Raw genomic sequence first — 25904 nt, 5'->3', positions numbered from 1 at the left:
GCCGCGCACCCGTCCGGCCAGGGTCAGCGCGCGGACACGGCCACCCGGGCCAGCCGATCGAGGAGGAACACCTCCGTGCCGGCCAGGCCGGTGGAGCAGAAGACCGAGATCTGGTCCGCGGTGGTCCGGCCGGGAGCCGCGCCGGCCAGCACCGCGCCCAGGTCGCGCAGCCGCCCGGCGTACGGCTCGACCGCGGCGAGCATCGGCGGCACGTACGCGGCGGCCTGCCCGGGTGAGTCGGTGACCAGCAGGTCGGCGGCGTCGAGCAGGTCGGGGCCGAACTCGTGCCGGTCGACCTGCTTGAAGCCGACGGTGTTGACGTGGGTGCCGGGGGCCAGGTCGGCGGCGTCGAGCACCGGGACGGTGCTGGTGGTGGCGAGCACCACGACGTCGCGGTCGCGTACCGCGGCGGCGGCCGAGCCGACGGCGCGGGCCGGCACGCCCAGTTCGGCGCGGACCCGCGCGGCGAACGCGTCCCGCCGGGCCGCCGAACGGCTGTACACGGTCACCTCGCGCAGCGGCCGGACCGCCGCCGTGGCCCAGACCTGGGTCCACGCCTGCCGGCCGGACCCCACCACGCCGAGGGTGGCGGCGTCCGCGCGGGCCAGGGCGTCCACCGCCACGCCACCGAGTCCTCCGGTACGCCGGGAGCCGAGTTCCTCGCCGACGGCGATGGCGCGTACCGCGCCGGTGCTCGCGTCGTGCAGCACGACGAGCTGGCCGCTCTCCGGGTGGCCGAACGTGTCGTACGAGCGGAAGCCGTACCACTGTCCGGTGAGGTGCCCGGCGGTGAGCACCATCCGGCCCCCGCCCAGCGGCGCGGACGCCCGGGGCGGGGCGATGAGCCGCCCGGCGTGCGCGGCCAGCAGCGCGTCCCGCATGGCCGCGACGGTGAGCGGGGCGTCCACGGCGGCCGCGACGTCGTCGTCGGAGAAGAGCAGGGTCATGGCATCCATCGTGCAACTTGAAGTTGACGTCAACTCCACTCATGGTGGGCTTTCTCACCCCGCCGCCGGTCCGGCCCGCCCGGTGCTACCGTCGGCCACGACGGCCCTCGGGCCGTCCCGGACGAGTGGTGGGCGTACCCGGTCAGGCCAAGACGCCCCGCGTGACCCAACCGCCGCCCGGCCCGCTCCGCGCCGGGCCCGCCCGTCAGAGGTGATGTCCCATGGCCTGGATCGTGCTGGTGATCTCCGGACTCCTGGAGACCGCGTGGGCGATCGCGCTTGACCGCAGCGCCGGCTTCACCCGTCCGCTCCCCTCCGCCGTCTTCGCCGTCACCCTGGTCGGCAGCATGGCCGGCCTGGCGTACGCGCTGCGCGACATCCCGGTCGGCACCGGCTACGCGGTGTGGGTCGGCATCGGCGCTGTGGGTACCGCGCTGGTCGGGATGCTCGCGCTCGGCGAGCCGGTCAACCTGCCGCGCGTGGCCTGCCTGCTGCTGGTGGTGGCCGGGGTGATCGGGCTGAAGCTCTTCCACTGATCGGGTGGACGCGCGGCACGGGCCGCCGGCAGCCCCGACGGCCCGTGCCTACGCGTCCGACCTCGGTCAGACGCTGTCCTTGCTGCACAGGAACGTGCACGTGTCACAGGTGATGAAGGAGCCCGCCACGCAGCATCCCTCCGCCCGGGTGCCGACGCCGTCCTCCGGCAGTTCCTGCAGTGCGTCCACGTCGTAGCTCACGGATCGCCTCCCCTATCGCGAGATGGTGCAGCCGAAGCAGGTGACCACGGACAGCCACGGGTCGCAGCAGGTCGCCGACGCCCGCAGGTTCAGGTGCTCGGTCTCGGGCATCTGCTCGAGTACCTCGAGTTCGATGGCCGCTTCCGGCCAGTCGAATCGTGCGCTCATTCCCGCCTCCTCAGTTGTCGGTGTTCGTGCAGGTGCCGCAGGTGACCCAGCTGTAAACGCTCGCCAAGCCGCACAGTGCGCTGACCATGCAGCAGCACCCGGCCGCCGCGATGCCTACCGACGGGTCGAGTTCCGCCAGTTCCTGCAGCGCCTGCACGTCGTCGACGACGTACTCCCGCTCAAGCAGTGCGTTCCCCATTACTTCCTCCTTTCCGGGGTTTGGTCCGGCAGCAGACCATCCAGCATCCACAATCGCTCTCCACCATTTCGGAGGCGATGCAGGAATGCGAGAACACCCGCCAGCCCGACGTTGAATCCGATTGTTATATCCCGGCCCGACTCGCCCGGGACAACCATGCGCCCGCGGTGGTACGCATTGCGAGCGTGAATACATGCGGCGATTTCCTCAGCCCACTCGCGATAGGTGTCGTCGTCGAATGCGGCGGCCATGTCCAGCAGGAGCTCGCCGCTACTGGCGAGACCGTGACAGGCCACCGGGGTCAGGAACCACTTGTCCCGGCGCAGCGCGACGGCGGCGCCCCGCAACAGTTCCTCGTAGCGGGCGTCCCCGGTTGACCGCCAGAGGCGGAGCAAAAAGGCGCCGACTCCGGCGGATCCGCTACACCACCAGGTGATGCCGGGGTCGATGCCGGCCTCCCGCTTGGCGGCGTCTCCACTGGGCCAGAGGGCGGCCGGGCCCTCCCACTCCACGACCGAGGCGAGCAGGTCGCCGCCCGCGCGGGCCAGTTCCAGGTACCTGTCGTCGTTCAGGGCGTGCGCGGCCACGAGCAGGAAGTGGCACATGCCCGCGACTCCGTGCGCGTACCCGAAGTGCGTGAGCCCGGCCAACGCCGAGTCGAACGACTCCGGCACCATCCAGCGCACCCCGTCCGGGCCCGTCACCACGGCGTCTGCCAGGCCGTCAGCGGCGGCCTTCGCCCGCTGCCTGAAGTCGGGGTCCTGGGTCGCCGACCAGAAGTACAGCTGCGCCATCCCCAGGCCGGCAGTCCCGTGCGTCATGTCCGGATTGGGCCACCGGACCGGGGCCAGCTTGGCGTAGCGGGCAGCCTGAGCGACGAGATCGGGGTTGTCCAACGCCGTCCCCGCACTGTGCAGCGCCCAGGCCGCACCCGAGCGGCCAAAGTAGAGGCCGGGCAGGACGCGGGTGTCGTCGCGCAGGCGCGCCGCCAGCCAGCGGCTGGCCACAGCCAGGCCGGGACGCAGGTCGGAAGCGGCCGGAGTGCCCGCCGCACGCGCCAGGTAGGCCACCACCCCACCGGCGCCAGCCTGCACGTTGCAGGGATCGTTGGTGACACCCAACGCCTCCATCGGTGGCCACAGGTGGGGCTGGTCAGGCCTCATCGCCTCCACGATGTATGCGGTGCCGTCGTCCACCAGCAGCCGCACCACGTCCTCCGACGCGCGACCCGCCGGTTCGGGCACCCGAACGTCGGGGACCGCCTGCCCGGGGTCATCCAGGAAGTCGACGACCCGGTCGATCGTCCATCGTTTTCCGGGCTGCTCGGTGAGGAGACCGCCGATCAGTGGCGCGAGTTGGCGCGCGGCCTCGCTCTGCGGCAGGGCGACGGCAAGAATGGTCGCGATCCGATCGCCCACCGTCCGGCCGGGCGCCTCGTCGGCGTGCAGGTAGGGCTCCATGCAACTGGCCAGGTAGAGCAACGTCGCACCGAGGCTGTAGAGATCGGCCGGGTAGCTTGACGCCGGCCCCCAGCTCGCTGTCCGCACGACCTCCGGCGCACCGTAGCCCGGCGTGTAGACCCGGGGCACCATGTCGCCGGGACCGGCGAAGAACTCGACGTCGATGAGGCGTACCCGCCCGTTGTCCTCGATGATCACATTTCCGGGCGACAGGTCCCGGAGCACGAGGTTCGCCCCGTGGATCGTGGCCACCGCCGCGGCCAGCTGACGCGCCACGTCGAGCACCTCGTCAGCCGTCAGGAGGCCGCCGTCCCGCTGACGTGAACGTTCCTCCACCCAGTGGCGCAACGGTTGGCCCTGGATCTCCTCCTGAACCAGGAAGATGTGGTCACTCTGCGCGAAGAGGGCCAGTTTGCGCGGGGTGAAGCCGTGTGGCTCGAACTGTTCGAGCATCCGCGCCTCATACCGCAGCCGGTCCTGCGCGGTTTCCCCCGAGGGGTCAACACCGACGTGCGGACGAGCCTGCTTGATGACCACCGTCGCATCGGTGGCCGTGTCCTCGGCGCGATAGACACCTCCGCGGTTGGAGTGCCGGATCGCCTTCCGCACCACGTATCGGTCGGCCAGCTTCACCGGCCCGCCGCGTCGATCCGCCGGCCTCGGTTCGGGCATGTCCTCGAACGGCCGGGGCGCCCACTCGGGTGGGCTGAACCATGCCTCCCGGTCGTCCTTGATCCACGTGCCGTCCGGCGCCACCAGCATGGGTGAGTAGCTGCCGTCGCTGTTGAGCACGTCGTTGGCGCGGAATCCGCCGTAGCGGTAGTGCACCACGCCGCCCGGCCGGTACGGCCGGTCGGACAGGATGGCCGGTCCCACCATTCCCTCGGTCGCCCGGTGCAGGGCCTCGGCGAGCAGCCGGAAGTGGTCGTCGTCGTCCGGGTAGACCGTGATGAACTTGCCGCTGTTGCCTCGAGGGCAGCGAGGCGAGTTCAACTCCTCCACCAGCGACGTGCTACGCGCGAACTTGAATGCCGCCTGCTCGGCGAGGAGAACCATGGCGGCCCGCTCCAGCGTCTGCGCCGCCTCGGGAAGAGTCGTGGACACGTGCAGCTTCCAGCCCTGGAGACGGCGGCAGTGGGACGGCGGCTCCACATAGCACCACGCCTCGTTGGCCCGCAACCGCCAGCTTTCGGTGGCCACCTTCGCCATCGCGCGGTGCAACGCCTGGAGGTATTCCTCATCCACCGGATGTGACTCCAGCGAATATCTCAACTCCGACAGTTCGTTCATCTCGCCTCCGCCGGTCCGATCGATACGCGCGTCAATGTTTAAGTAACGTATCGGCCGGTAACCCTGCCTTAACAGGATGGAGTTGCCGTTGACAGCTTTAGGCCAACCGCCGACTCGGTTCCTGTATGACAACTCAAAGCTGCATCTACGGGGGACGTATGTTGCACGGGGAAGCAGAGAGCCGGGATCCGGACGCGGACATGCTTGCCGGGCTGGTACCGGATCGGCTGGCCGAGGGCTACTCGACGTTGGTGAGCCACGGGACCGTCGACCTCACCGGCTCGAGCCCGGTCGAGGACCGAGAACTGGTCGAGGATCTGGTGGACTGGGGCCTGGCCCGTCGGCAGGGGACGGTCAGACCGGAACTGAGGCCGGTGGAGCCGCTGGTGGCGTTGGAAAGCTCGTTGGAGCACCTGCACGAAGAACTGGCGCGGCGTCACCGCGCACTCCTCGACGGGCACCACCGGCTTCGGGAGTTGCAACGTGACTACTTCGCCGGTGGAGCTGACGGCCCGGCCTCCCAGCCCTTCCGCGTCCTGAGCGACGACGAGGTCCTGGACGTGACCGTGGGCATGGCCAACACCGCGACCGAGGACGCGATGGCGATCGTCAACGACACCGACGGCGCCATCATGAGCACCATCCGCAGCGACGTCGCCTTACGGCGCGACCAGCCCGTGCGCAAACGCGTACTCTACGACCCGTCCGCGCTCAGCCTGCCTGACGGGACAGCCGACGATCCGCGGGAAGCGCCGGAGGAGATGCGGGCTCTGAGCGGGGTTCCCCTCGAGCTGCACATCGTCGACGAGCGGGCTGCGGTAATCCCGCTGCGGGCCGGCTCCTACCTTTTCATCCGGTCACGACTGGTGACCCGAGCGTTGCGGCACTACTTCGAGTTGCTCTGGCAACGGGCCCGGCCGCTGGGCGAACACCGGCAGGAGGAGGGCCACCTCACGCGGGCGCAGCATGACGTGCTGGTGCTCATGTCGTGCGGCCTCAAGGACGAAGCGATCGCGCGGCGGACCGGCATGAGTGTTCGAACCGTACGACGCCATGTGGGCGTGGTGATGGATCTGTTGTCGGCGGACACCCGGTTCGCCGCCGGCGTCGAGGCGCAACGTCGCGGTTGGCTGTGACAGCGCGGGCGACCGGTCACGCGACGAGCAGCTGGTGGCGCGCCAGTTCTCGGTAGAGGCCGCTGCGGTCGGTCAACTCGCCGTGGGATCCGACGTCGACCACTCGACCCTCATCGAGCACGACGATCTGGTCGGCGTTCACCACGGTCGAGAGCCGGTGCGCGACCACGATGAGAGTCCGTCCCTCAGCGGCCCGACCGATGGTCTCCCGCAACCGCGCTTCGTTACGCGCGTCGAGATTGCTGGTCGGTTCGTCGAGCAGCAGAATCGGCTGATCGGCCAGGAGGCTGCGGGCTATTGCGAGGCGTTGGCGCTCACCCCCGGACAGCCGCACTCCGTGCTCGCCGACCTCGGTGTCGAGCCCGTGGGTCGAACGGCGAAGGACATCTTCCAGCCGCACCCGCCGCAGCACGCGCATCATCTGCTCGTCGTCCGCGTCTGCCGCCGCCAGACGAAGATTGTCCCGCAGCGTTCCGGCCAGGACGGACGCCTCCTGCTCCACGTATCCCAGCTGACCGCGCAAGTCGGTGAACGACAACGAGCGCACGTCCACCCCGCCCACCCGTACGCATCCGGACCCGACGTCGTAGAAGCGTTCGATCAGCATGAGCATCGTCGACTTTCCGGCCGCGGACGGACCCACCAGCGCGGTGTGCGTCCCCGCCGGCACCCTGAAGCTCACATCTCTGAGCACGGGAGGGCCATCCGGATAGCTGAAGCTGACCCGGTCGAACTCGACCGCCGCTTGGACCGGCCCCACGACCAGCCGGTCCCGTACGAACTCGACCCCCGGCCCGGATCGCTCGCTCGGCATCCGGAGCACCTCCTCGATGCGCTCCAACGCCGCCAGGCCACTCTGTAACTGTGCGTAGGCGTGCATCGCCTGAGCCAGCGGCATCGACATGTAGAAGAGGAAGAGCACGAAGGCCACGAGAGACCCCACCGTCATCCGGCCGGCGGCGACCTGGCTGCCTCCGAAGCCGAGGACGAGCAGCAGAACGAACTGTAGGGCTACGGAGTTCAGCGGCCCCACCAGAGCCTGATGACGCGCCAGCCGCATACCGGCGGCAGCGGCGGCATCAGCGTGCACACCGATGACCTCCGCCTCGCGGTCATCCGCCCGGTTCGCACGAATGGTCCTGATGGCGGTCAGCGCTCGCTCGACCGCGGCCGTCATGTCCCCGACCCGGCTCTGTGCCTCCCGCGAAAGCTTCCGGATCGGACGAACGCTGATCGAACCGACCGCGACGACGACCGCCAGCCCGATCAACGTGGCCGCGAGAAGCTTCCAGTCGATCAGCGCCATGCCCACCGTGGCACCGACAACGAGGATCGCGCCGGTCGCCAGGTCGAACAGCCCGGATGTCACCACCGCCCGCAACAGGGTGGTGTCGGCGCCGAGCCGTGACAGCAGGTCGCCGAGGCGGCGGTCGTCGTACTCGGCGATCGGCAGCCGGAGCATGTGCCGCGCCAGCCGCCGCCGGGTCTCCCGGACAACATGTTCCCCGGTCCGCTGCAGGACGAGGTCCCGGACGGCGGTGACGACAGCGGCGGAGACGAGGACGACCACGAGCAGTGCGACCAACGCCGTCACGCCGCGTCCGGCGGAGAGCAACTCGATCACCGCACGCGTCAACAGCGGCTGACCCAGCGCGAGACCGGCTCCGAGCAACGAGAGCAGCCCGGCCAGGGCCACGCTCCCCCACCGTCCGCGCAGGTACGGGGTGAGCGACCGGAAGGTGACCGAGGAGGACGACGCCGAGGAGGAACCGCCATTCATCGACATGACGTGAGGCTAATCCGCCGCACACGACCGAGCCGAGCCGTCCGGTGGCAGGACATCCTGCCACTGGCCGACAGTTGCCGCAGGCGGCGTCAGTCCTCGCCGCCGCGCAGGCCGGCCAGAACCTCCTCCAGCTCGTCCGGCTTGACCAGCACGTCGCGGGCCTTGGAGCCCTCGGACGGGCCGACCACGCCCCGGGTCTCCATCAGGTCCATCAGCCGGCCCGCCTTGGCGAAGCCGACCCGCAGCTTGCGCTGCAGCATCGAGGTCGACCCGAACTGCGAGGTGACCACCAGCTCGACGGCCTGCACGAGCAGGTCCAGGTCGTCGCCGATGTCCTCGTCGATCTTCTTCTTGCTGTCCTGCGCCGGGGCGAGCACGTCCGGGCGGAACTCCGGCTCGCGCTGGTCCTTGCAGAACTTCACCACGTCGGCGATCTCGCGCTCGGTGACCCAGGCGCCCTGGATGCGCTGCGGCTTCGACGCGCCCATCGGCAGGAACAGGCCGTCGCCGCGGCCGAGCAGCTTCTCCGCGCCCGGCTGGTCCAGGATGACCCGGGAGTCGGCGAGCGAGGACGTGGCGAACGCGAGCCGGGACGGCACGTTCGCCTTGATCAGGCCGGTGACCACGTCGACCGAGGGCCGCTGGGTGGCCAGCACCAGGTGGATGCCGGCGGCCCGGGCGAGCTGGGTGATCCGGACGATGGAGTCCTCCACGTCGCGCGGCGCGACCATCATCAGGTCGGCCAGCTCGTCCACGATCACCAGCAGGTACGGGTACGGCCGCATCTCCCGCTCGCTGCCGGGCGGCGCCTTGATCTCGCCGTTGCGCACCTTGCGGTTGAAGTCGTCGATGTGCCGGACCCCGTTGGCGGCGAGGTCGTCGTAGCGCATGTCCATCTCGCGGACGACCCACTCCAGCGAGTCGGCCGCCTTCTTCGGGTTGGTCACGATCGGCGTGACCAGGTGCGGGATGCCCTCGTAGCCGGTCATCTCGACGCGCTTCGGGTCGATCAGCAGCAGCCGCACCTCGTCCGGGGTGGCCCGGGTCAGGATGGAGACCAGCAGCGAGTTGAGGCAGGACGACTTGCCCGCGCCGGTGGCGCCCGCGATCAGGATGTGCGGCATCTTCGCGAGGTTTGCCACCACGTAGCCGCCCTCGATGTCCTTGCCGAGCGCCACCACCATCGGGTGGTGGTCGCTCGTCGCCTCGCGGGAGCGCAGCACGTCGCCGAGCGACACGTTCTCCGGGTCGGTGTTCGGGATCTCCACGCCGACCGCGCTCTTGCCCGGGATCGGGCTGAGGATACGGACGTCCGGCGACTTCACCGCGTACGCGATGTTGCGGGACAGCTGGGTGATCCGCTCGACCTTGACGCCCGGGCCCAGCTCCACCTCGTACCGGGTGACTGTCGGGCCGCGGGTGAAGCCGGTGACGGCGGCGTCCACGTCGAACTGCTCGAAGACGCCGGTGAGCGCCGCGATCACCTCGTCGTTGGCCTTGCTGCGGCTCTTCGGCTTGGCGCCGCTGCCGAGCAGGTTCGCCGGCGGCAGCGTGTAGTCGCCGGCGAGCCCGGTCAGCGCGAGCTGCTCGGCGCGGGTGGGCAGCGGCGAGTGCTCCGGCGGCTCGACCGGCTTGCGGTTCGCCGGCACCTTCGGCGGCTTGCGCGGCAGGACAAGCGTCTCCTGGAGGTCGACGCCGGCCAGCTCGTCGTCCGGATCCAGCGGCTCCAGCGGCGACGGCATCCGCTTCGCGGGCCGCTTGCGGGCCGGCTTCGCCGGCGCCTCCTCCTCGGCGAACTCCTCGTCGGCGTCGGCCCCGGCCGGGCCGGCGCGCAGGCCGAGCCGCTCCGGGATCTTGTTGATCGGCGTCGCGGTGACCACGAGCAGGCCGAACACCAGCAGCAGAAGCAACAGCGGCATGGCCACCCAGGCGGTCACCGCCGACTTCAGCAGGTCACCCACGCCCGCGCCGATCAGGCCACCCGCGAAGTCACGCTGGACCTCGTCGACCGGGTTCTGCCCGATGTGCAGCATCGCGGCGGTAGCCAGCATCATCGAGCCCCAGCCGACCAGGCCGCGACCGCGGTGCTCCGGGTCGGCCGGGGTCCGCATCAGCCGCCACGCGCCCACCATGAACAGCACCGGAAGGATTATCGAGATGGCGCCGATGAACAGCCGTACGGTGTCGGCCAGGTGCCGGCCCACCGGCCCGGCGCCGCCGCCCCAGATGCCCACCGCGCTGAGGATGGCCAGGCCGAACAGCAGCAGCCCGGCGCCGTCGCGGCGGTGCTCCGGATCCAGCTCCCGGGTGGACGCGGCCTGCCGCCCGGCCGCCCGGAACGTCCAGCCGACCGTGTGCGCAAGTCCCATCCAGACGGCGCCGACCGCCCGGCCGACGAACGCGGCCGGGCTCGGCCCGGGAGCCGGTCGCCGCCGCGCCGGCTTCCGCGCCGCCGCCTTCTTCGCCGGTTGCCGGGCGCGGTTGTTCGTGGTGCCACGCGGCGACGCGCCGCGCCGCCGGCTCGCCTGAGAGGTACGGCCCGCCATAGAGTCACGGTAACGGCGGCACCCGGTGGATCGCCGCTTTTCCGGGTCGTGTCCGCGCGTCGCAGCACGGGTCGGACCGTCGTTTGTGTTATTCGCCTCAGAAGGGATGCCCGATGGCGTCGCCGGAGATCGAGGACGGTCCGGACGGCCCGCTGGCCGGACACCCGCAGGAACTGCGCCCGCTGACCGGCGAGCTGATCGCCGCCGTGCTCGGCCACCGGGGGTACGCGGTGGCCGAGGAACCCGACGGCGCGCTGGTCGGCCGCTGGGAGCGGAACCTGATCTGGTTCCACCGCCGGGGCGCGGCCGGTGAGCTGCTCCAGGTGCGCACCGTCGTCGCGCACCACTTCGGCATCGAGCGCGTGCCCGAGCTGCACGCGTTCTGCAACACGTGGAACCACGACCGGCTCTGGCCGAAGGCGTACGTGCACGTCGCCGACGACGGGTCGGCCCAGGTGTGCGGCGAGGTCACCACCGACCTCGAGCGCGGGGTGACGCCGCACCAGCTCGACCGGCTAGTCGACTGTGGCGTGACCACCGGATGCCAGCTCGCCGCCGCCGTCGACGAGCTGGCCGGCGGGACGCTCCGGTGACCACGGCACGCGACAGGGGGCTGGCCGCCGCGCTCGCCGACGCCCGGGACCGGCCCGACGGCGCGGAGCGCTGCGCCGAGCTGGAGCGGATCGCGTCGCGGGCGGACGCCACCGGCGATCCGCGTACCGCGGTGTCGGCGCGGTTCGCGCTGGTCGAGGCGTACCTGCACCGGGGCGAGCGGTGGCGGGCGGTGGAGCCGGTCCGGCGGATGCGGGCCACGCTGGACGGGCACCCCGGGCTGCTGGACGCCCGCCCGGACGAGCTGACCCGGTTGCGCCGGCATCAGCGGCAGGCGGTGGAGGCGTCGTTCGGCACTCCCCGGGTGGGCCTGGACCAGGCCCGGTCCCTGTTGGACGCGCTCGCCGGGGAACTGGGCGAGGACGCCGCACCGGTGGCGGAGCTGCGCTGCCGGCTCGCCGACCACCTCGGCGACGAGCCGGCGGCCCGGCGGGCGTACGAGCGTTGGTCGGCGGCGGACGCGAACGACCCGGTGGGTGGCTGTGCGGGGTGCGCCCCGGCGCGACGGGCCGACCTGCTGGCCGGCTGGGGCGAGCCGGACGCGGCACTGGCGGCGCTGGCACCGGCGCTGACCGGCTGGGTCGAGCCGCAGGCGCCACCGACCCGGCGGGGCGAGCGGCAGGCGGCAGCGGCCGGCGCGACGGCCTGCACCGACCAGCCGGAACGGGCGCTCACCGTGGGGCTGCTGCCGTGGCTGCGTACCGGCGCGGTGACGCGGGCGGCCCGGGCGCACGTGTACGCGTACCGCCGGCACCGCAGCGAGAAGACGGCGTTCCCGCTGCTCGCCGCGCATCTGCGCTTCTGCGCGCTGGGCGGCTACCTGCATCGTGGGCTGGAGATCCTCACCGAGCAGCTGCCCGAGCTGGACCGCCCGGCCGACGACCTGTCCGCGATGGAGTTCGCGGCGGCGGGCGCGCTGCTGTGCGGACTGGCCGCCGAGGCCGGGCTGGGCGGGCGGCGCATCCACCGCCCGGGGCACGGTTCCCGGCCGGCGGCCGAGGTGGACGTGGCGACGCTGGGTACGCAGTTGCAGGCGCTGGCGACGGCGCTCGCCGGCAGCTTCGACGCCCGCAACGGCACCGGGCACCAGTCCGGCCGGATCGCCTCCTGGCTGGCCGAGCGGCCGCTCGCCGCGCCGGTGTCGCTGGCTGCCGAGAGCGAGTTCGACGAGGAGCCGGACACCGACGATCCGGCCGAACCCCTGCCGCCCGGGCCGGACGAACCGGCACCGCTGGACGCGGCGCTGCTCGCCGCCGCGCTCGACGCCCGGGGCGAGCCGTACACGCCTGAGCCGGACGGCACGCTCGCCGGCCGGTGGGGCGAGGCCACGATCCAGTTCCGCCTGCTCGGCCGGGACGGCGACGTGCTGCACGCCCGGGTGGTGGCGCAGCGGCGGCTGCCGGCCGGTCGGCGCGCCGAGGCGTACGCGTTCTGCAACGCCTGGAACCACGACCGGCTGCTACCCGCCGCGTACGTGCACGAGCCCGGCGACGGGACGCTGGTGCTGGCCGCAGGCGTCTCCACCGACCTGTCCTGCGGGGTGGCCCCGGCGCAGCTCGCGGTGCTGGTGGCCGCCGCGGTCCGCACGGGCACCGCGTACGCCGAAGCGGTCGCCGCGCTGCCCTGACACATGGCGCGGCCCCCGACCACCGGGCGGTGGTGATCGGGGGCCGCGGTCTGGGTGCGGCGGTCAGCGGGCGGAGAACGCCAGCGTGTACTCGCCGGAGCCGGACAACCCGACGACGCGGTACCGATAGGCGCCGGCCGACGTCTCGGCGGTCAGCCGGGCCGTGCCGTCGGCGGTGGCCGCGCGGGCCACCGTGCGGAACGCGCCGCCGGTGAAGCGTTGCAGCTCCAGCACCATGCGAGCGCCGGCCGGCGCGGACAGGCACGCCTCCTGGGTGCCGTCGGGCACCCGGTAGAAGCGCCCGTCCGGCTGGACCTGGGTTCGTCCGGCGGCGATCCGGCCGGTGCGGCTCACCTGCCCGGAGCACTCGGTGTCGTCCGCCGGCGGGGTGGGCTCGGCGGTCGCGGGCGGGGTGGTCTCGCCGCCGCCCGCCGGCGGCTGCGTGGGCGCGGGCTGGTCGCCCGCGGTGACGAGCGTCAGGTCGTTGCGCTGGAGGATCTCGTTGACCGGCTGGAAGAACGTGGTGCCGCCCCGGGTGCAGTCGCCGGATCCGCCGGACGTGACGCCCTGCGCCTGGTCCCCGGAAAGCCACGCGCCGCCGGAGTCACCCGGCTCGGCGCAGACGTTCGTCCGGGTCAGCCCGGTGACGGTCCCCTCCGGGTAGTTGACTGTGGCGTTCTTCGCCTGGATCAGGCCGCAGCGGGTGCCGGTGGTGGAGCCGGACCGGCAGATCGACGCGCCCACCGGAGCCTCGGTGGAGCCGTTCACCGCCACCGTGCCGCCGTCGGCGAAGTCGGTCACCACGCCCTGCGGCGTCCAGTCGGCGTTCACCCGCACGAACGCCCAGTCGTCACCCGGGAACGAGGACGCGGCGAACGTGCCCTGGGCGACCCGGTTCGATCCGGTGGTGCGGTCCCCCGGACGGCCGCAGTGCCCAGCGGTGACGAACCCGCCGACCACGGAGAAGCCGACCGAGCAGCGGCCCGCGTTGTTGATCAGGTAGGCGTCGCCGCCCCGCACGTCGAACAGCGGACGCGGGGCCTCGTCGGCGGTCCGCACCCGGACCATCCCGGCCTTCGACCCGGCGGCGGCGGCGAGCCGTCGGCCGTCGGCCTCCGCGCCCGGCCGGGCGATCACGACCACCGCGTTGTCTGCCACGTCGACGTACCAGCCGGCCACGTCCGGGCTGGCGTCGGCGCCCGCCGCGTCCAGCCGGCTCTTGACCGCGTCCAGCTCGGCGACGCCCCGGGCCACCCGCTTCGGGACCGCGCCCGCCGCACGTACCCGCGCCTCGCCGGCCGGGTCGGCCACCGCCACGGTGAGCGTGGCGCCGTCCGCGCTGAGCCAGCTTCCCCCGTAGCCGGCACCGAGTTCGCCGCGCAGCCGGGTGACCGTACCGGCCGCCCACCGCTCGGTCCGCAGCCGCTTCGCCGCCTGGTCGCGGGTCAGCGAAAGGTCGCGGCCCATCGCGTCGAGGACCTCCGGCGCGATGCCGTCGGCCGCCGGCGCGGCCCGCCGGGGTTCCTCACCGGCGAACGACGGTACGGTCACCGCCGCCGTCAACCCGGCCGCCGCCACCAGTACGCCGATGACTGTCATCCGTCTGCGGTCCATCCGCCACGCTCCTCCCGACCGGCGCAGGGGCACGCCGGCCATCGGGAGGTACGGAGACGGACGCCGATCGGATGAGTGCCGGCGGCACGTTTCGACGCGCCGTGTCGGGGCGTACCCGGAAAGCGACGGCGCCGGCCCACCGCGGACGGTGGACCGGCGCGCGGCGCTGCCGGGTCAGACCTCGACGACGGTCGGGACGATCATGGGCCGACGGCGGTACGCGTCGTTGACCCAGCGGCCCACCGTGCGGCGGACGATCTGCTGGAGCTGGTGCGGGTCGGTGATGCCGTCCGCGGCGGCCCGGTTCAGCGCCTCGGTGACCAGCGGGACCACCGGGTTGAACGCCTCCGGATCCTCGGAGAAGCCCTTCGCCGAGACGGTCGGGCCGGCGACCACCTTGCCGGTGACCGAGTCGACCACCACCGTCGCGGCGATGAACCCGCCGTCGCCGAGGATGCGGCGCTCGGTGAGCAGCGACTCGCTGACGTCACCGACGGCGAGGCCGTCGACGTAGACGTACCGGCTCTTGACCCGGCCGACCAGGCTGGCGCGGCCCTCGACCAGGTCGACCACGTCGCCGTCCTCGCAGAGCACGACCCGGTCCGGCGCGACGCCGGACTCGATGCCGAGCCGGGCGTGCGCCCGCAGGTGCCGCCACTCGCCGTGCACCGGCATCAGGTTGCTCGGGCGTACGACGTTGAGCAGGTAGAGCAGCTCACCGGCCGGGGCGTGGCCGGAGACGTGCACCTTCGCGACGTCCTTGTGCACCACCACGGCACCGGCCCGGGCCAGCCGGTTGATCACCCGGTAGACCGAGGTCTCGTTGCCCGGTACCAGCGAGGACGCCAGCACCACGGTGTCGCCCGGCGCAATGGTGATGTGCCGGTGGTCGCCGCTGGCCATCCGGCCCAGCGCGCTCATCGGCTCGCCCTGCGAACCGGTGGACATCAGCACGATCTGCTCGGGCGGCAGGTTCGTGGCCTCCTCGATCCCGACCACCAGCCCAGCCGGGATGTTGAGCAGGCCCAGGTCGCGGGCGATGCCCATGTTTCGGACCATGGACCGGCCGATCAGCGCCACCTTGCGGCCGTGCTCGACGGCGGAGTCGAAGACCTGCTGCACCCGGTGCACGTGTGAGGCGAACGAGGCGACGATGATCCGCCCCTTGGCCTTCGCGAAGATCGAGTCGAGGACCGGGCCGATCTCCTTCTCCGGCGTGACGAACCCGGGGATCTCCGCGTTCGTCGAGTCGGACAGCAGCAGGTCGACGCCCTCGGCGCCGAGCCGGGCGAACCCGGCCAGGTCGGTGATCCGCCCGTCGAGCGGAAGCTGGTCCATCTTGAAGTCGCCGGTGTGCAGCACCAGGCCGGCCGGCGTACGGATGGCCACCGCGAGCGCGTCCGGGATCGAGTGGTTCACCGCGAAGAACTCGCACTCGAACGGGCCCAGCCGTTCCCGGCCGCCCTCCCGCACGGTCAGCGTGTACGGCTGGATCCGCCGCTCGGCCAGCTTCGCCTCGACGAGCGCGAGCGTGAACTGCGAGCCGACGAGCGGGATGTCCGGCTTGTGTGCGAGCAGGTACGGCACCGCGCCGATGTGGTCCTCGTGGCCGTGCGTGAGCACGATCGCCTGCACGTCGGCCAGCCGGTCCAGGATCGGGCCGAAGTCGGGCAGGATCAGGTCCACGCCCGGCTGCTCGACGTCGGGGAACAGCACCCCGCAGTCGACGATCAGCAGCTTGCCGTCGTACTCGAAGACGGTCATGTTCCGGCCGATGGCGCCGAGTCCGCCGAGCGGGATGATCCGCAGGCCGCCCTCGGGCAGCGGCGGGGGCAGTTCACCCTCGATGTGCGCCTCGGTCACGCGTCACCTCATTCTGCGACGCCGTCGCGCGGCGTCCGTCGTGTCGTTGATTCATTCGGGCAGGGGCAGGCCCGCCGCGGCGCAGTCGGCGCGCAGCTGGGCCAGTTCGTCACCGGTGGCGTCGACGAGCGGCGGCCGCACCGGACCGGCCGGGCGACCCTGCGTCCCCAGGCCGGCCTTGACCAGGATCGTGCCCTGGGTGCGGAAGATGCCGGTGTAGAGCGGCAGCAACCGCCGGTGCAGGGCGAGCGCCCGGGCGTTGTCGCCCGCCTCGAACGCCTCGATCATCTGCTTGGTCAGCGCGCCGGTGAAGTGGGTGGAGGTGCCGACCACGCCGACCGCGCCGATCGACAGCATCGGCAGGGTGAGCGCGTCCTCGCCGCTGTAGTAGGCCAGGTCGGTGCGGCTGAGCACCTCCGACGTGGCGAACAGGTCGCCCTTGGCGTCCTTCACCGCGACGATCCGGCCGTGCTCGGCCAGCTTCACGAGCGTCTCGGTGGCGATCGCCACGCCCGCGCGGTGCGGGATGTCGTAGAGCATGACCGGCAGACCGGTGGCGTCCGCGACCGTGGTGAAGTGGCGCAGCAGCCCGGCCTGCGGCGGCTTGTTGTAGTACGGCGTGACCACCAGCAGGCCGTGCGCGCCGGCCTTCTCGGCCTGCGTGGCCAGCTCGACGGTGTGCCGGGTGTCGTTGGTGCCCACCCCGGCGACGATGCGGGCCCGGTCGCCGACCGCCTTGACCACGGTGCGGATCAGCGACTCCTTCTCCGCCTCCGTGGTGGTCGGGGACTCGCCGGTGGTGCCGTTGAGGACCAGCGCGTCGTTGCCCTGCTCGTCGACGAGGTATTCGGCCAGCCGGGCGGCGCCGTCGAGATCCAGGCCGCCGTCCGGCGTGAACGGGGTCACCATGGCCGTCATCACTCGCCCGAACGGGCGCGACGCGCCCCGGCTCGGGGCGGCGGAGTGGTCGTGCGTCATGCTCACAACCTAGCGGACGGCCGCCGGTGGCCCGGCGGCGAAGGGCGACGAGTCACTCGGCGTGCGGCGACGCTGCCACCTCGGTGCCGTCGGGCAGGGTGGAGATCTCGAAGTCGGCGAAGACGTTCGGCGCGACGCCCTTGAGCTGGCGCAGGCACTCCACCGCCAGCTCGCGGATCTCCACGTCGGCGTGCTCGGTGGCGCGCATCTTCACGAAGTGGCGCCAGGCCCGGTAGTTGCCGGTCACCACGATCCGCGTCTCGGTGGCGTTCGGCAGCACCGCCCGGGCCGCCTGGCGGGCCTGCTTGCGGCGCAGCGTCGGGTTGGGCTCGTCGGTGAAGCGGGCCTCCAGCCCCTCCAGCAACTCGGTGTACGCCCGCACCGCCGCGTCGGTGGCCTCGACGAACTTCTTGTGCAGCTCCGGGTCGTCGGCGATCACCGACGGCTCGACCATCGCCGCGTCCCGCTCGGGCACGTAGCGCTGGGAGAGCTGCGAGTAGGAGAAGTGCCGGTGCCTGATCAGCTCGTGCGTGAACGAGCGGGAGACGCCGCTGAAGTAGAAGCTCACCGAGCCGTGCTCCAGCACGCTCAGGTGGCCGACCTCCAGGATGTGCGACAGGTAGCCGGCGTTGGTGGCGGTGGCCGGGTTCGGCTTCTTCCAGCTCTGGTAGCAGGCCCGGCCGGCGAACTCGGCGAGCGCCTGCCCACCGTCGGCGTCGGTGGACCAGGGCACCTCTTCGGGCGCCTGGAACTGGGTCCACGCGATCAACTTGACCTGGGGCTGAACCATCTCCGGCATTCCTGCGACTGTAGTGGCCGCGCCGTCGCCGAGGAAATCGGGCACGCGGCCGCAGCCGTCGACGTGGCGGCCTGCCGCGAACGAGATCTTGGTAGGAAAGCGCCCTTCTGGCGGCTGTCATGTCCCGGGACATGTGTCAACGGGAAGTCCCGATAGATGTGTCAGGGGTTGTGGATCGTGGGGGTGGGGGTGAGGGGTGGATCTGCAGCGCGTCCAGCAGGTTCATAACATGCCGCCGAGAAGCCATGCCCGGCAGCACATACCACCCGACCCAAGATCCCTACCACGTGACACATGTATCGGGACTTCAACGCTGACAGATGTCATGGGACTGAACAGCCCTTCTGGCGGCCGTTTCGTACCAAGATCTCGCGAGGGCGCGGCTCCGGTCAGACGTACAGCGAGGTGAAGGGGGCCCAGGGGAGGTTTCGGACCACCGAGAAGACCCCCCACGCGGCCAGGAACACACCGATGACCTTGGGGCTGAACTGGGCCTCGGGCAGCTTCCAGCCGAACGCCCGGTTGCCCGCCCAGGCCACGAAGAGCCAGGTCAGGAACGGCAGCGCGAAGACGAACAGGAAGTGGTGCCGGGCCGCGGCGGGCAGGTCGCCGTGCAGCACGTACCAGAGCGCGCGCGTGCCGCCGCAACCCGGGCAGTCCAGCCCCGTGGTCAGCTTGAGCAGGCAGGTCGGTGCGGCGTCCGGGTCGCTGCGGGTCGGGTCGCTGATCAGCGCGTACGCGACGCCGAGGCCGACGCAGCCGAGCGCGGCGAGCGGCACCGCCCAGCGCGGGGCGCGGGCGTGCAGACGCATCACCAGCCGGGTGAGCCGGTCGCTCTCGACCGGCTGGTACGCCACCGGGTAACCCGGCCACGGCTCTCCCGGCGCTCCGGTGGGAGCAGGCGGACCGGCATGCGCCGGCGATCCGGACTCCGGCTGCGCGTGCCCGTGCGGGTGCGGGTGCGGCTCGGTGTGCGGGTCGGGCGCGGTGGCAGGCCGGTCAACGCTCGTCACGCGCTCACCGTACACCGGCCACACCCACCAGCGCGGCGGCCAGCGGCCCCGCGAGGTCGCCCGCGGCGGGCGGCGCGACCGCGTCCAGGCCGAGCCAGCCGGCGAGCCGGTACAGCTCGGCGGCGAGCGCCACCGCGGTCTCCCCCGGGCCGGCGCCCGGCTCGACCCAGGCGGCGGGCACCAGCAGCACCCCGGCCTTCCGGTCGGCCTTCAGGTCGACCCGGGCGGTGAAGCGCTCGCCCTGACGGAACGGCAGCACGTAGTAGCCGTAGACCCGCTGCGGCGCCGGCACGTAGATCTCGATCCGGTAGGTGAAGCCGAACAGCCGCTCGGTGCGTGCCCGCTCCCAGACCAGCGGGTCGAACGGGCTGACCAGCGTGTTGCCGCGGACCCAGCGGGGCAGCCGCGCGTCGGCGTGCAGGTAGGCCGGCTGCCGCCAGCCCTGCACCGTGACCGGGGTCAGCTCGCCGGCCTCGACCAGCTCGGCCACCGCCCGCCGCGCCCCGGCGACCGGGAGCCGGAAGTAGTCGCGCAGCTCCGGTTCGGCGGCGACGCCGAGCGCGCGGGCGGCGATCGACACGAGCGACCGGTGCGCCTCGGCGTCGGTCGGGGTGGGCGCGTCCAGCACGGCGGCCGGGAGCACCCGCTCGGGCAGGTCGTAGCGGCGGGCGAACGAGTTGGTGCGGTCGGCGGCGGTGACCTCGCCGGCCCAGAACAGGAACTCCAGCGCCCGCTTCACGGCCGACCAGTTCCAGCCCCAGTTGCCGGTCTCCCGTGGGGCGTCGTGCTCGATCTCGGCCGCCGTCAGCGGCCCCCGGGCGGCCACCTCGTCACGGACCCAGGCGACCAGCTCGGGCTGCTCCTCGGCGATCCGGCGCATCCCGCCCCACGCCTCGTCGCGGGCCTTGGCCATCCGCCAGCGCAACGCCGGGTGCAGCCCCACCGGCACCAGCGACGCCTCGTGCGCCCAGTATTCGAACAGCTCACGCGGGCGGCGGTAGGCGGCGGTGTCCAGCAGCGCGGTCGGGTAGGGCCCGAGCCGGCTGTAGAGCGGCAGGTAGTGCGCCCGCTGGAGCACGTTCACCGAGTCCATCTGGATCAGCCCGACCCGGTCGAGCACCCGGCGCAGGTGGCGGCGGGTGGGCACGCCGGTCGGCGCCGGGTCGGCGAAGCCCTGGGCGGCCAGGGCGATCCGGCGGGCCTGGGCGAGGGAGAGCGATTCCGGTACGGCCATCGCCGGCGACCCTAATCCAGCGGTACGACATCGGGAGCGGCGGCTGGACCGATCGCCCGTCGGGGCATAGAACGGACAGGTGCTCACCATTCGCCGGGAGGAACCGGACGACGCCGAGGCGATCGCCCGGGTGCACGTCCACGGCTGGCAGGCCGGGTACGCCGGGATCATGCCCGAGGAGGTGCTGACCCGGCTGAACCCCCACGCCTGGGCGCAGCGCCGCCGCGACCTCGGCACCGCCGACCCGGAGCACCCGTTCACCACGCTCGTCGCCGAGGACGGCGGCACGATCGTCGGGTTCACCACGTTCGGGCCGTACCGCAACAACCAGGACCGCGGCGACCTGGACCCGGCGCACGGCGAACTGCTGGCGATCTACCTGGAGCCGGCGCACTGGGGCTCGGGCGCCGCGCGGACGCTGCTCGCGGCGGCGCGCGACGGGCTGGCCGAGCGGGGCTGGACCGGGTACCGGCTCTGGGTGCTCGCCGACAACGCCCGCGCCCGCCGCTTCTACGAGCGGGCCGGGCACCTACCGGACGGCGAGGAGTCCACCTATCCGGTGCCGCTCTCCGGCGGGCGCACCCCGATCCTGCTCCGCGAGCTGCGGTACACCGCCGGAGGCTGACCCGGCCGGGACGCCGTCGCCGGGACGCCCACCGCCGGCCGGCGTGAGCCGGCGCCGGATCGGCAGCCCGAGCAGCAGCGCCAGGCTGATCCACACGTACGTGTTGCTGCCGAGGAAGCCGTCCACGCCGGTGAAGTCCTTCTCCCAGGACCAGACGATCCGGCTGCACAGCAGCGCGTACCCGATCAAGGCGGCGGCCAGCAGCAGACGGCGCCGCCGGCTGCGCGCGGGCGCCGCCATGCCGTTGTCCACGAGCAGGATCAGCCCGGGCAGCAGCCAGACCAGGTGGTGCACCCAGGTCACCGGGCTGACCAGGCACATCACCGCGCCGGTGAGGGCCAGGCCGGTGGCCTCGTCGCCGGCGGCCACCGCCGCCCGCGACCGCCACCCCCAGATCACGAGCGTCACGAGTACGAGCAGCAGCCACGCGATCGTGCTGGGGTGCTGCGGGTCGAGCCGGGCCACCACCCCGCGCAGCGACTGGTTGGAGACGAACGCCAGCTCGCCGACCCGGTCGGTGTTCCACAGCGCCTCGGTCCAGAACTCCCGGGACGCGTCGGGGAAGAGACCGGCGGCCACCAGCGTGGCGACGGCGGCCGTGCCGACTGTGGTCAGCGCGGCCCGCCAGCGGCCGGTGACCAGCAGGTAGACGATGAAGATGCCGGGCGTCAGCTTGATCGCGGTCGCCAGGCCGATGCCCACGCCCGCCCAGCGGCTGCGCGCCGGCAGCAGCCACAGAAGGTCCACCGCCACCAGGAACAGCAGCAGCATGTTGACCTGGCCGAAGTTGACCGTCTCGCGCATCGGCTCGTACGCGGCGGCCAGGCAGAGCGCGACAGCGAGCGCGAACCAGCGCGTCCAGCCGGACCGGCGGGCCACCGGGTCGAGCAGCCGCCAGATCACCACGGCGCTCGCCAGCACCGTCGCGATCACGCTCACCACGATCGCGGCGCTCCACGGCAGGTACGCCATCGGCAGCATCACCAGCGCGGCGAACGGCGGGTAGGTGAAGCCGTACTGCGTGCCGGGGCGCAGGAAGTCGTAGATCTCCCCGCCGTCACGCGCCCAGTACGTCAGCGCGCCGTAGTAGACCTGGAGGTCGAAGAAGCCGTGCCGCACCGCCGCCACGGAGAGGAACACGGTGACCGCCGCGGCGAGCGCCACCACGGCGACGACCTGCGTGATCGTCCGCCCGGCACCCTGCGCCACCGTCACCCTCCTCGCCCTGCGTAGGCTCACGTGCCATGGCTGCAGGCTACGTCCGGCCCGCGCGTCCCGAGGACGCCGGCGAGATCGCACGCATCCAGCTCGCGACCTGGCGGGTCGCGTACCGCCGGATCCTGCCCCGGCACGTGCTCGACAACCTCGACGAGGCGTACCTCGCGCGGCGGTGGAGTGCGGCGGTGCAGGAGCCGCCCTCGGGCGCACATCGGGTGCTGGTCGCCGTCGAACAGGCGGCGCAATCCTATCTGGTGGGGTTCGTCGCCTCCGGTCCGGCCGACGCCGACGCGCTCGCCCCGGACGAGCCGGCCGCGGCGCTCGGTTCGGACGTCGCGGCGGTGACGGACCTGCTGGTCGAGCCCCGGTGGGGGCGGCGCGGGCACGGCAGCCGGCTGCTCGCCGCGGCGGTCGACCACTGGCGGGCCGACGGGCTGACCCGGGCGGTGGCGTGGACGTTCGACGCCGACGCGGCGACCCGGAAGTTCCTCGGCTCGACCGGCTGGGAGCCGGACGGCGCGGCCCGGGCGCTGGACGTGGACGACATGCTCGTCCCCCAGCTCCGCTTCCACGTGGCGGTTCCCGAGACCGCGGAGGAAAATTCCTCAGCCGGCCGATGAGTCTCCGCCCGGCCGCCGGTCCACCCTGTCGTGGGTGGGCCGGCGGTCCCGGCACGGGGCGGGACCGCCGGCCCCCGCTCACTCCTTGTCCGCGCCCTCGTTGGCACCCCGGACGAAGTAGCGCTGGAAGATCAGGAACAGCACCGCAACCGGGATGGTGGCCAGCAGCGCCGCACCGAGCTTCAGCGGATACTGGGTGCCCTTGCCGAGCGAGCCGCTGACCAGGTCGGCCAGCCCGCGCGGCAGCGTGAACAGGTCCGGATCCTGCACCGAGACGAGGCTGTGCGGGAACTCGTTCCAGGAGCCCTGGAACGACAGGATGGTCAACGTGATCAGCGCCGGCCGGGCCATCGGAAGCACCACCGACCAGAACGTGCGGAACACGCCGGCGCCGTCGATCCGGGCCGCCTCCTCCACGCTCACCGGGATCGACTCGAAGAACTGCTTCATGATGAAGACACCCGCCGCGTCGGCGAGCAGCGGCACCACCAGGCCGGCGTAGCTGTCGTAGAGACCGAGCTGATTGAGCACCAGGAACTTCGGGATGAGCAGCACCACCGGGGGCACCGCCATCACCGCGATGACGGCGGCGAACAGGCCGGTCCGGCCCCGGAACCGCAGCCGGGCCAGCGCGTATCCGGCCAGCGAGGCGAAGAACACCCGGCCGACCGTGACCAGCACGGTGACCAGCACCGAGTTGCCGAGCCAGAGCGGGAAGTTGGTGCCGGCGAAGATCCGCTCGAATCCGGCCAGGGTGATCGGGTCGGGGATCGGGGAGAGCGGGTTCGCCGCCGCGTCCGGCTCGGTCTTGAACGAGTTCCCGAGCTGGATCACGAACGGGTAGAGGTAGACCAGTCCGAAGAAGATCAGGACGGCGTACCCGAAGAAGCGGTTGACCCGGGCGCGCGGCTCGCGGTCGCGGCGGCGCGCGACCGGCGCCGGCCGGTCGGTCAGCACGGCCATGTCAGGACCTCTCCGGTACGCGTCGCCGCCACCACCGGCCGCGCCGGGGCTCGTCCCGGTCGGCCATCAGGCGACGCTGGAACAGGGTGAGCAGGATGATGATCAGGAACAGCACGAACGAGATGGCCGCGCCGGAGCCGTAGTCGAAGTCGCGGAACGCGGTCCGGTACGACAGGTACGCCGGGGTGAGCGTGGTCTTGGCGGGGTCGCCCTGGCTCATCACGTACACCTGGTCGAAGACCTGCCAGGAGCCGATCAGTCCCAGCGTGACCACGAGGAACGTGGTGGGCTTGATCAGCGGCAGGGTGACGTACCGGAAGCGCTGCCAGCGGCTCGCCCCGTCGAGCATGCCGGCCTCGTTGAGCGCCACCGGGACGTTCTGCAACGCGGCCAGGTACATCAGCATGAACGTGCCGGAGGTGGTCCAGATGACCAGGCAGATGATCGACATCATCGCCACGCTGGGTCCGGAGAGCCACTCCCACCAGCTCAGCCCGAACGGGCCGCCCGAGGTGAGCGCGGCCGGCGGGGTGTCCAGCCCGAACGCGCCGAGCACCAGGTGCAGCACACCCCGACCGTCGGCGAACCACTCCGGCCCGTCCATGCCGAGCAGGGCGAGCAGCCGGTTGACCGCGCCGGAGTTGGCGAACAGGAAGAGGAACACCACACTGATCGCCACCGAGCTGGTGACCGAGGGGAAGTAGAACGCGCTGCGGAAGAAGCTCTTACCCTTGAGCAGCCGGTTGTTGACCACCAGCGCGAGACCGAGCGCGAGCGCGGTCTGCACCGGCACCACGATCCCGACATAGTAGATGTTGTTGCGGATGGCGGTCATGAAGTCGCGCCGGGCGAGGCCGTCCTCGGTGAACAGCCGGCTGTAGTTGTCGGCACCGACGACCGGCACGTCGCCGGTGAACGGGCTGCCCTGCCCGTTCCAGTCGGTGAGACTCACCCAGAGCGCCATCAGGATCGGCAGCAACAGGAAGAGCCCGAGGATCACGATCACCGGCGCGACGAAGAGCCAGCCGGCGATGTTCTCGTTGCTGCGGATGCCGCCCGTACGGCGGCGCGGCCGGCCGGCCGGCGCGGTGCCCGGCGAGGCGAGCGTGTCCGTTGCCACTTCCCCTCCTCCCTCATCGGGGGAGGTGGAAGGAAGGGCCCCTTGTTAACACCCGTCTGTTAACAAGGGGCCCCTCCTTACACCTCAGCCGCCGAGCGCCGCCTTGGCGTTCTTGTCGAAGGTGGACAGGATGGTCTTCGGGTCGCCGGTGGCCAGGCCCTGCAGACCGGCCTCCAGATCACGCAGCACGCTGTCCATCTTCGGGGCGTTCACCGGGCCCTGGGCGTACTCGACGCCGTCGATGAACGGCTTGTCCGCCGGGAAGGCGCCGGTGTACTGGTCGCGCACCGACTGGCGGGACGGCATCACGCCGAACGCCTTGGCGAAGCCGATCTGCTGCTCGCCGGCGGTCATCGCCTCGACGAACTTGATCGCCTGCTCCTTGTACTTGGACTTGGCGGCGATGCCCCAGCACTGGGTGAAGGAGAGCGTGCCCTGGCCCTTCGGGCCGGCCGGCAGCGGCACCACCTTGTACTTGACGTTCGGGAAGTCGTTCTGCAGCGCGCCCTTGATCCAGTTGCCCTCGATCGTCATCACGGCCTTGCCCTTGCCGAACGCCTCGCCGGACCAGCCGGAGTCGAGCTGCTTCGGGAACTTCGCGTAGCCGCCTGTGAGCAGCGACTTGACGTATTGGAGCGCCTGGAGGTTCTCCGGGGTGTCCGCGGTCGGCTGCTTGCCGTCGGAGCTCATCAGCCAGCCGCCGTTCTGCACCAGGAACGCGCCGATGCGGTCCCGGGTGTCGCCGAGCGCGATCGCCACCTGGCCCTTCGCCTTGATCTTCTGGCTGACGGCGGTGAGCTGGTCCCAGGTGGTCGGCACGTCGGCGTCGGTGAGGCCCGCCTTGGTCCACAGGTCGGTGTTGATCTGCAGGGCCAGGGTGGAGAAGTCCTTCGGCGCGCAGTAGAGCTTGCCGTCGTAGGTGAACGCGGTGCGCAGGCTCTCGTAGAAGTCGTCGGGGTTGCTCACCTTGTCGCCGTACGGCTCCAGCGCGCCGACGCTCGCGTAGTCGGCGAAGCGGGCCGCGTCGACGTAGAACACGTCCGGCGGGGTGCCACCGGCCAGCGCCTGGCCGAGCTGCTGGGTGAGGTCCTGCGCCGGGGTGACGGTGGCGCTGTTGCCGGAGGAGCCGGCCCATGCGGCGGCGGCGTCCTTGACGGCCTTGGTCTCGGCGTCGCCGGACGAGCCGATCAGGATCTGCAGGTCGGCCGGGCCGCTGGACTGCTTGGCGTCGTCGGCCGAGTCGTCGAAGCCGCTGCCGCAGGCGGCGGAGCCGAGCAGGGCGACGGCGGCGATGCCGGCCACCGCAGCCCGGGCGAGAATCCGAGGTTTCATCTGTTTCTCCTGGTGGG

Annotated in this window: 23 protein-coding genes and 1 riboswitch; of the genes, 6 read left to right on the top strand and 17 right to left on the bottom strand. The window is 72.0% G+C overall.

The genetic code is table 11. The annotated features are described in order from the left end of the window. Positions 1 to 23 precede the first annotated feature (23 nt). Complete coding sequence (locus tag NMK34_RS08820) at positions 24 to 947, bottom strand: ornithine cyclodeaminase family protein (RefSeq protein ID WP_318332976.1); 924 nt, start codon at positions 945 to 947, stop codon at positions 24 to 26. A gap of 96 nt (positions 948 to 1043) precedes the next feature. Next, positions 1044 to 1109: riboswitch (guanidine-III (ykkC-III) riboswitch) on the top strand. A 59-nt stretch (positions 1110 to 1168) separates the two neighbouring features. On the opposite strand from NMK34_RS08820, the gene NMK34_RS08815 reads away from it, so the two are divergent. Beyond that, entirely contained in the window at positions 1169 to 1483 is a 315-nt protein-coding gene (locus NMK34_RS08815; protein WP_318332975.1) for a multidrug efflux SMR transporter, read from the top strand. 66 nt (positions 1484 to 1549) lie between these two features. On the opposite strand, the gene NMK34_RS08810 is transcribed toward NMK34_RS08815, so the two are convergent. The 4 genes from NMK34_RS08810 to lanL are packed head-to-tail and all read right to left on the bottom strand — an operon-like array spanning position 1550 to position 4801. Then, on the bottom strand, positions 1550 to 1684 hold the full coding sequence (locus NMK34_RS08810; RefSeq protein ID WP_318332974.1) for an ALQxL family class IV lanthipeptide: 135 nt from the start codon (positions 1682 to 1684) through the stop codon (positions 1550 to 1552). Positions 1685 to 1696: 12 nt separating this feature from the next. After that, a complete protein-coding gene (locus NMK34_RS08805; RefSeq protein ID WP_318332973.1) occupies positions 1697 to 1852 on the bottom strand; it encodes a hypothetical protein in 156 nt (51 codons plus the stop codon). A 10-nt stretch (positions 1853 to 1862) separates the two neighbouring features. Next, positions 1863 to 2051, bottom strand: coding sequence for a hypothetical protein (locus NMK34_RS08800; protein WP_318332972.1), 189 nt, complete (start codon positions 2049 to 2051; stop codon positions 1863 to 1865). Then, on the bottom strand, positions 2051 to 4801 hold the full coding sequence (gene lanL / locus NMK34_RS08795) for a class IV lanthionine synthetase LanL (RefSeq protein WP_318332971.1): 2751 nt from the start codon (positions 4799 to 4801) through the stop codon (positions 2051 to 2053). The genes NMK34_RS08800 and lanL overlap by 1 nt, the downstream gene beginning before the upstream one ends. 200 nt (positions 4802 to 5001) lie before the next feature. Between lanL and NMK34_RS08790 the strand changes: the two genes are divergently transcribed. Beyond that, entirely contained in the window at positions 5002 to 5937 is a 936-nt protein-coding gene (locus tag NMK34_RS08790) for a helix-turn-helix transcriptional regulator (RefSeq protein WP_318332970.1), read from the top strand. Positions 5938 to 5953: 16 nt separating this feature from the next. Here NMK34_RS08790 and NMK34_RS08785 read toward each other — a convergent pair whose 3' ends face one another. Next, positions 5954 to 7723, bottom strand: coding sequence for an ABC transporter ATP-binding protein (locus NMK34_RS08785; RefSeq protein ID WP_318332969.1), 1770 nt, complete (start codon positions 7721 to 7723; stop codon positions 5954 to 5956). Positions 7724 to 7812: 89 nt separating this feature from the next. Then, on the bottom strand, positions 7813 to 10269 hold the full coding sequence (locus tag NMK34_RS08780; protein ID WP_318332968.1) for an FtsK/SpoIIIE family DNA translocase: 2457 nt from the start codon (positions 10267 to 10269) through the stop codon (positions 7813 to 7815). A gap of 113 nt (positions 10270 to 10382) precedes the next feature. Between NMK34_RS08780 and NMK34_RS08775 the strand changes: the two genes are divergently transcribed. Both NMK34_RS08775 and NMK34_RS08770 read left to right on the top strand, forming a co-directional pair. Next, a complete protein-coding gene (locus NMK34_RS08775) occupies positions 10383 to 10862 on the top strand; it encodes a YbjN domain-containing protein (RefSeq protein WP_194799809.1) in 480 nt (159 codons plus the stop codon). Next, entirely contained in the window at positions 10811 to 12508 is a 1698-nt protein-coding gene (locus tag NMK34_RS08770) for a YbjN domain-containing protein (protein ID WP_412098860.1), read from the top strand. Before NMK34_RS08775 ends, NMK34_RS08770 begins: the two co-directional genes overlap by 52 nt. Positions 12509 to 12571: 63 nt before the next feature. Here the strand turns inward: NMK34_RS08770 and NMK34_RS08765 are convergent, their stop codons facing one another. The 6 genes from NMK34_RS08765 to NMK34_RS08740 form a co-directional block, all read right to left on the bottom strand. Continuing rightward, complete coding sequence (locus NMK34_RS08765; RefSeq protein WP_318332966.1) at positions 12572 to 14122, bottom strand: S1 family peptidase; 1551 nt, start codon at positions 14120 to 14122, stop codon at positions 12572 to 12574. 174 nt (positions 14123 to 14296) lie between these two features. Further along, a complete protein-coding gene (locus tag NMK34_RS08760) occupies positions 14297 to 15985 on the bottom strand; it encodes a ribonuclease J (protein ID WP_135243833.1) in 1689 nt (562 codons plus the stop codon). Positions 15986 to 16036: 51 nt separating this feature from the next. After that, positions 16037 to 16963, bottom strand: a complete 927-nt coding sequence (gene dapA, locus NMK34_RS08755) for a 4-hydroxy-tetrahydrodipicolinate synthase (RefSeq protein ID WP_318332965.1) — start codon at positions 16961 to 16963, stop codon at positions 16037 to 16039. 52 nt (positions 16964 to 17015) lie between these two features. After that, positions 17016 to 17753, bottom strand: a complete 738-nt coding sequence (gene thyX / locus NMK34_RS08750; RefSeq protein WP_128138493.1) for an FAD-dependent thymidylate synthase — start codon at positions 17751 to 17753, stop codon at positions 17016 to 17018. Positions 17754 to 18151: 398 nt separating this feature from the next. Then, positions 18152 to 18790 (bottom strand): DUF2752 domain-containing protein, encoded by a 639-nt coding sequence (locus NMK34_RS08745; protein ID WP_318332964.1) that lies wholly within the window; start codon positions 18788 to 18790, stop codon positions 18152 to 18154. Continuing rightward, positions 18780 to 20009: a winged helix-turn-helix domain-containing protein gene (locus NMK34_RS08740; protein WP_318332963.1), complete on the bottom strand. Its 1230-nt coding sequence runs from the start codon at positions 20007 to 20009 to the stop codon at positions 18780 to 18782. The genes NMK34_RS08745 and NMK34_RS08740 overlap by 11 nt, the downstream gene beginning before the upstream one ends. Positions 20010 to 20088: 79 nt before the next feature. On the opposite strand from NMK34_RS08740, the gene NMK34_RS08735 reads away from it, so the two are divergent. Next, positions 20089 to 20634 carry a GNAT family N-acetyltransferase gene (locus NMK34_RS08735; RefSeq protein ID WP_318332962.1) on the top strand — a complete coding sequence of 182 codons (546 nt, stop codon included), beginning with the start codon at positions 20089 to 20091 and terminating at the stop codon, positions 20632 to 20634. On the opposite strand, the gene NMK34_RS08730 is transcribed toward NMK34_RS08735, so the two are convergent. Next, positions 20539 to 21843, bottom strand: coding sequence for a glycosyltransferase family 87 protein (locus tag NMK34_RS08730; RefSeq protein ID WP_318332961.1), 1305 nt, complete (start codon positions 21841 to 21843; stop codon positions 20539 to 20541). The two genes, NMK34_RS08735 and NMK34_RS08730, sit on opposite strands and share 96 nt — an antisense overlap. Positions 21844 to 21878: 35 nt before the next feature. On the opposite strand from NMK34_RS08730, the gene NMK34_RS08725 reads away from it, so the two are divergent. Further along, a complete protein-coding gene (locus NMK34_RS08725; RefSeq protein ID WP_318332960.1) occupies positions 21879 to 22472 on the top strand; it encodes a GNAT family N-acetyltransferase in 594 nt (197 codons plus the stop codon). Between the two features lie 78 nt (positions 22473 to 22550). Here NMK34_RS08725 and NMK34_RS08720 read toward each other — a convergent pair whose 3' ends face one another. The 3 genes from NMK34_RS08720 to NMK34_RS08710 form a co-directional block, all read right to left on the bottom strand. Beyond that, on the bottom strand, positions 22551 to 23435 hold the full coding sequence (locus NMK34_RS08720) for a carbohydrate ABC transporter permease (protein WP_318332959.1): 885 nt from the start codon (positions 23433 to 23435) through the stop codon (positions 22551 to 22553). A gap of 1 nt (position 23436) precedes the next feature. Continuing rightward, entirely contained in the window at positions 23437 to 24555 is a 1119-nt protein-coding gene (locus NMK34_RS08715; protein WP_318332958.1) for a sugar ABC transporter permease, read from the bottom strand. 84 nt (positions 24556 to 24639) lie between these two features. Continuing rightward, entirely contained in the window at positions 24640 to 25887 is a 1248-nt protein-coding gene (locus NMK34_RS08710; RefSeq protein ID WP_318332957.1) for an extracellular solute-binding protein, read from the bottom strand. Between the last annotated feature and the right edge of the window lie 17 nt (positions 25888 to 25904).

Origin of the sequence: Micromonospora sp. BRA006-A (assembly GCF_033433935.1) — a bacterium.
GTDB lineage: Bacteria > Actinomycetota > Actinomycetes > Mycobacteriales > Micromonosporaceae > Micromonospora > Micromonospora aurantiaca.
Note: the sequence above shows the minus strand (reverse complement) of the source record. Positions and strands in the feature narration are given on the sequence as shown.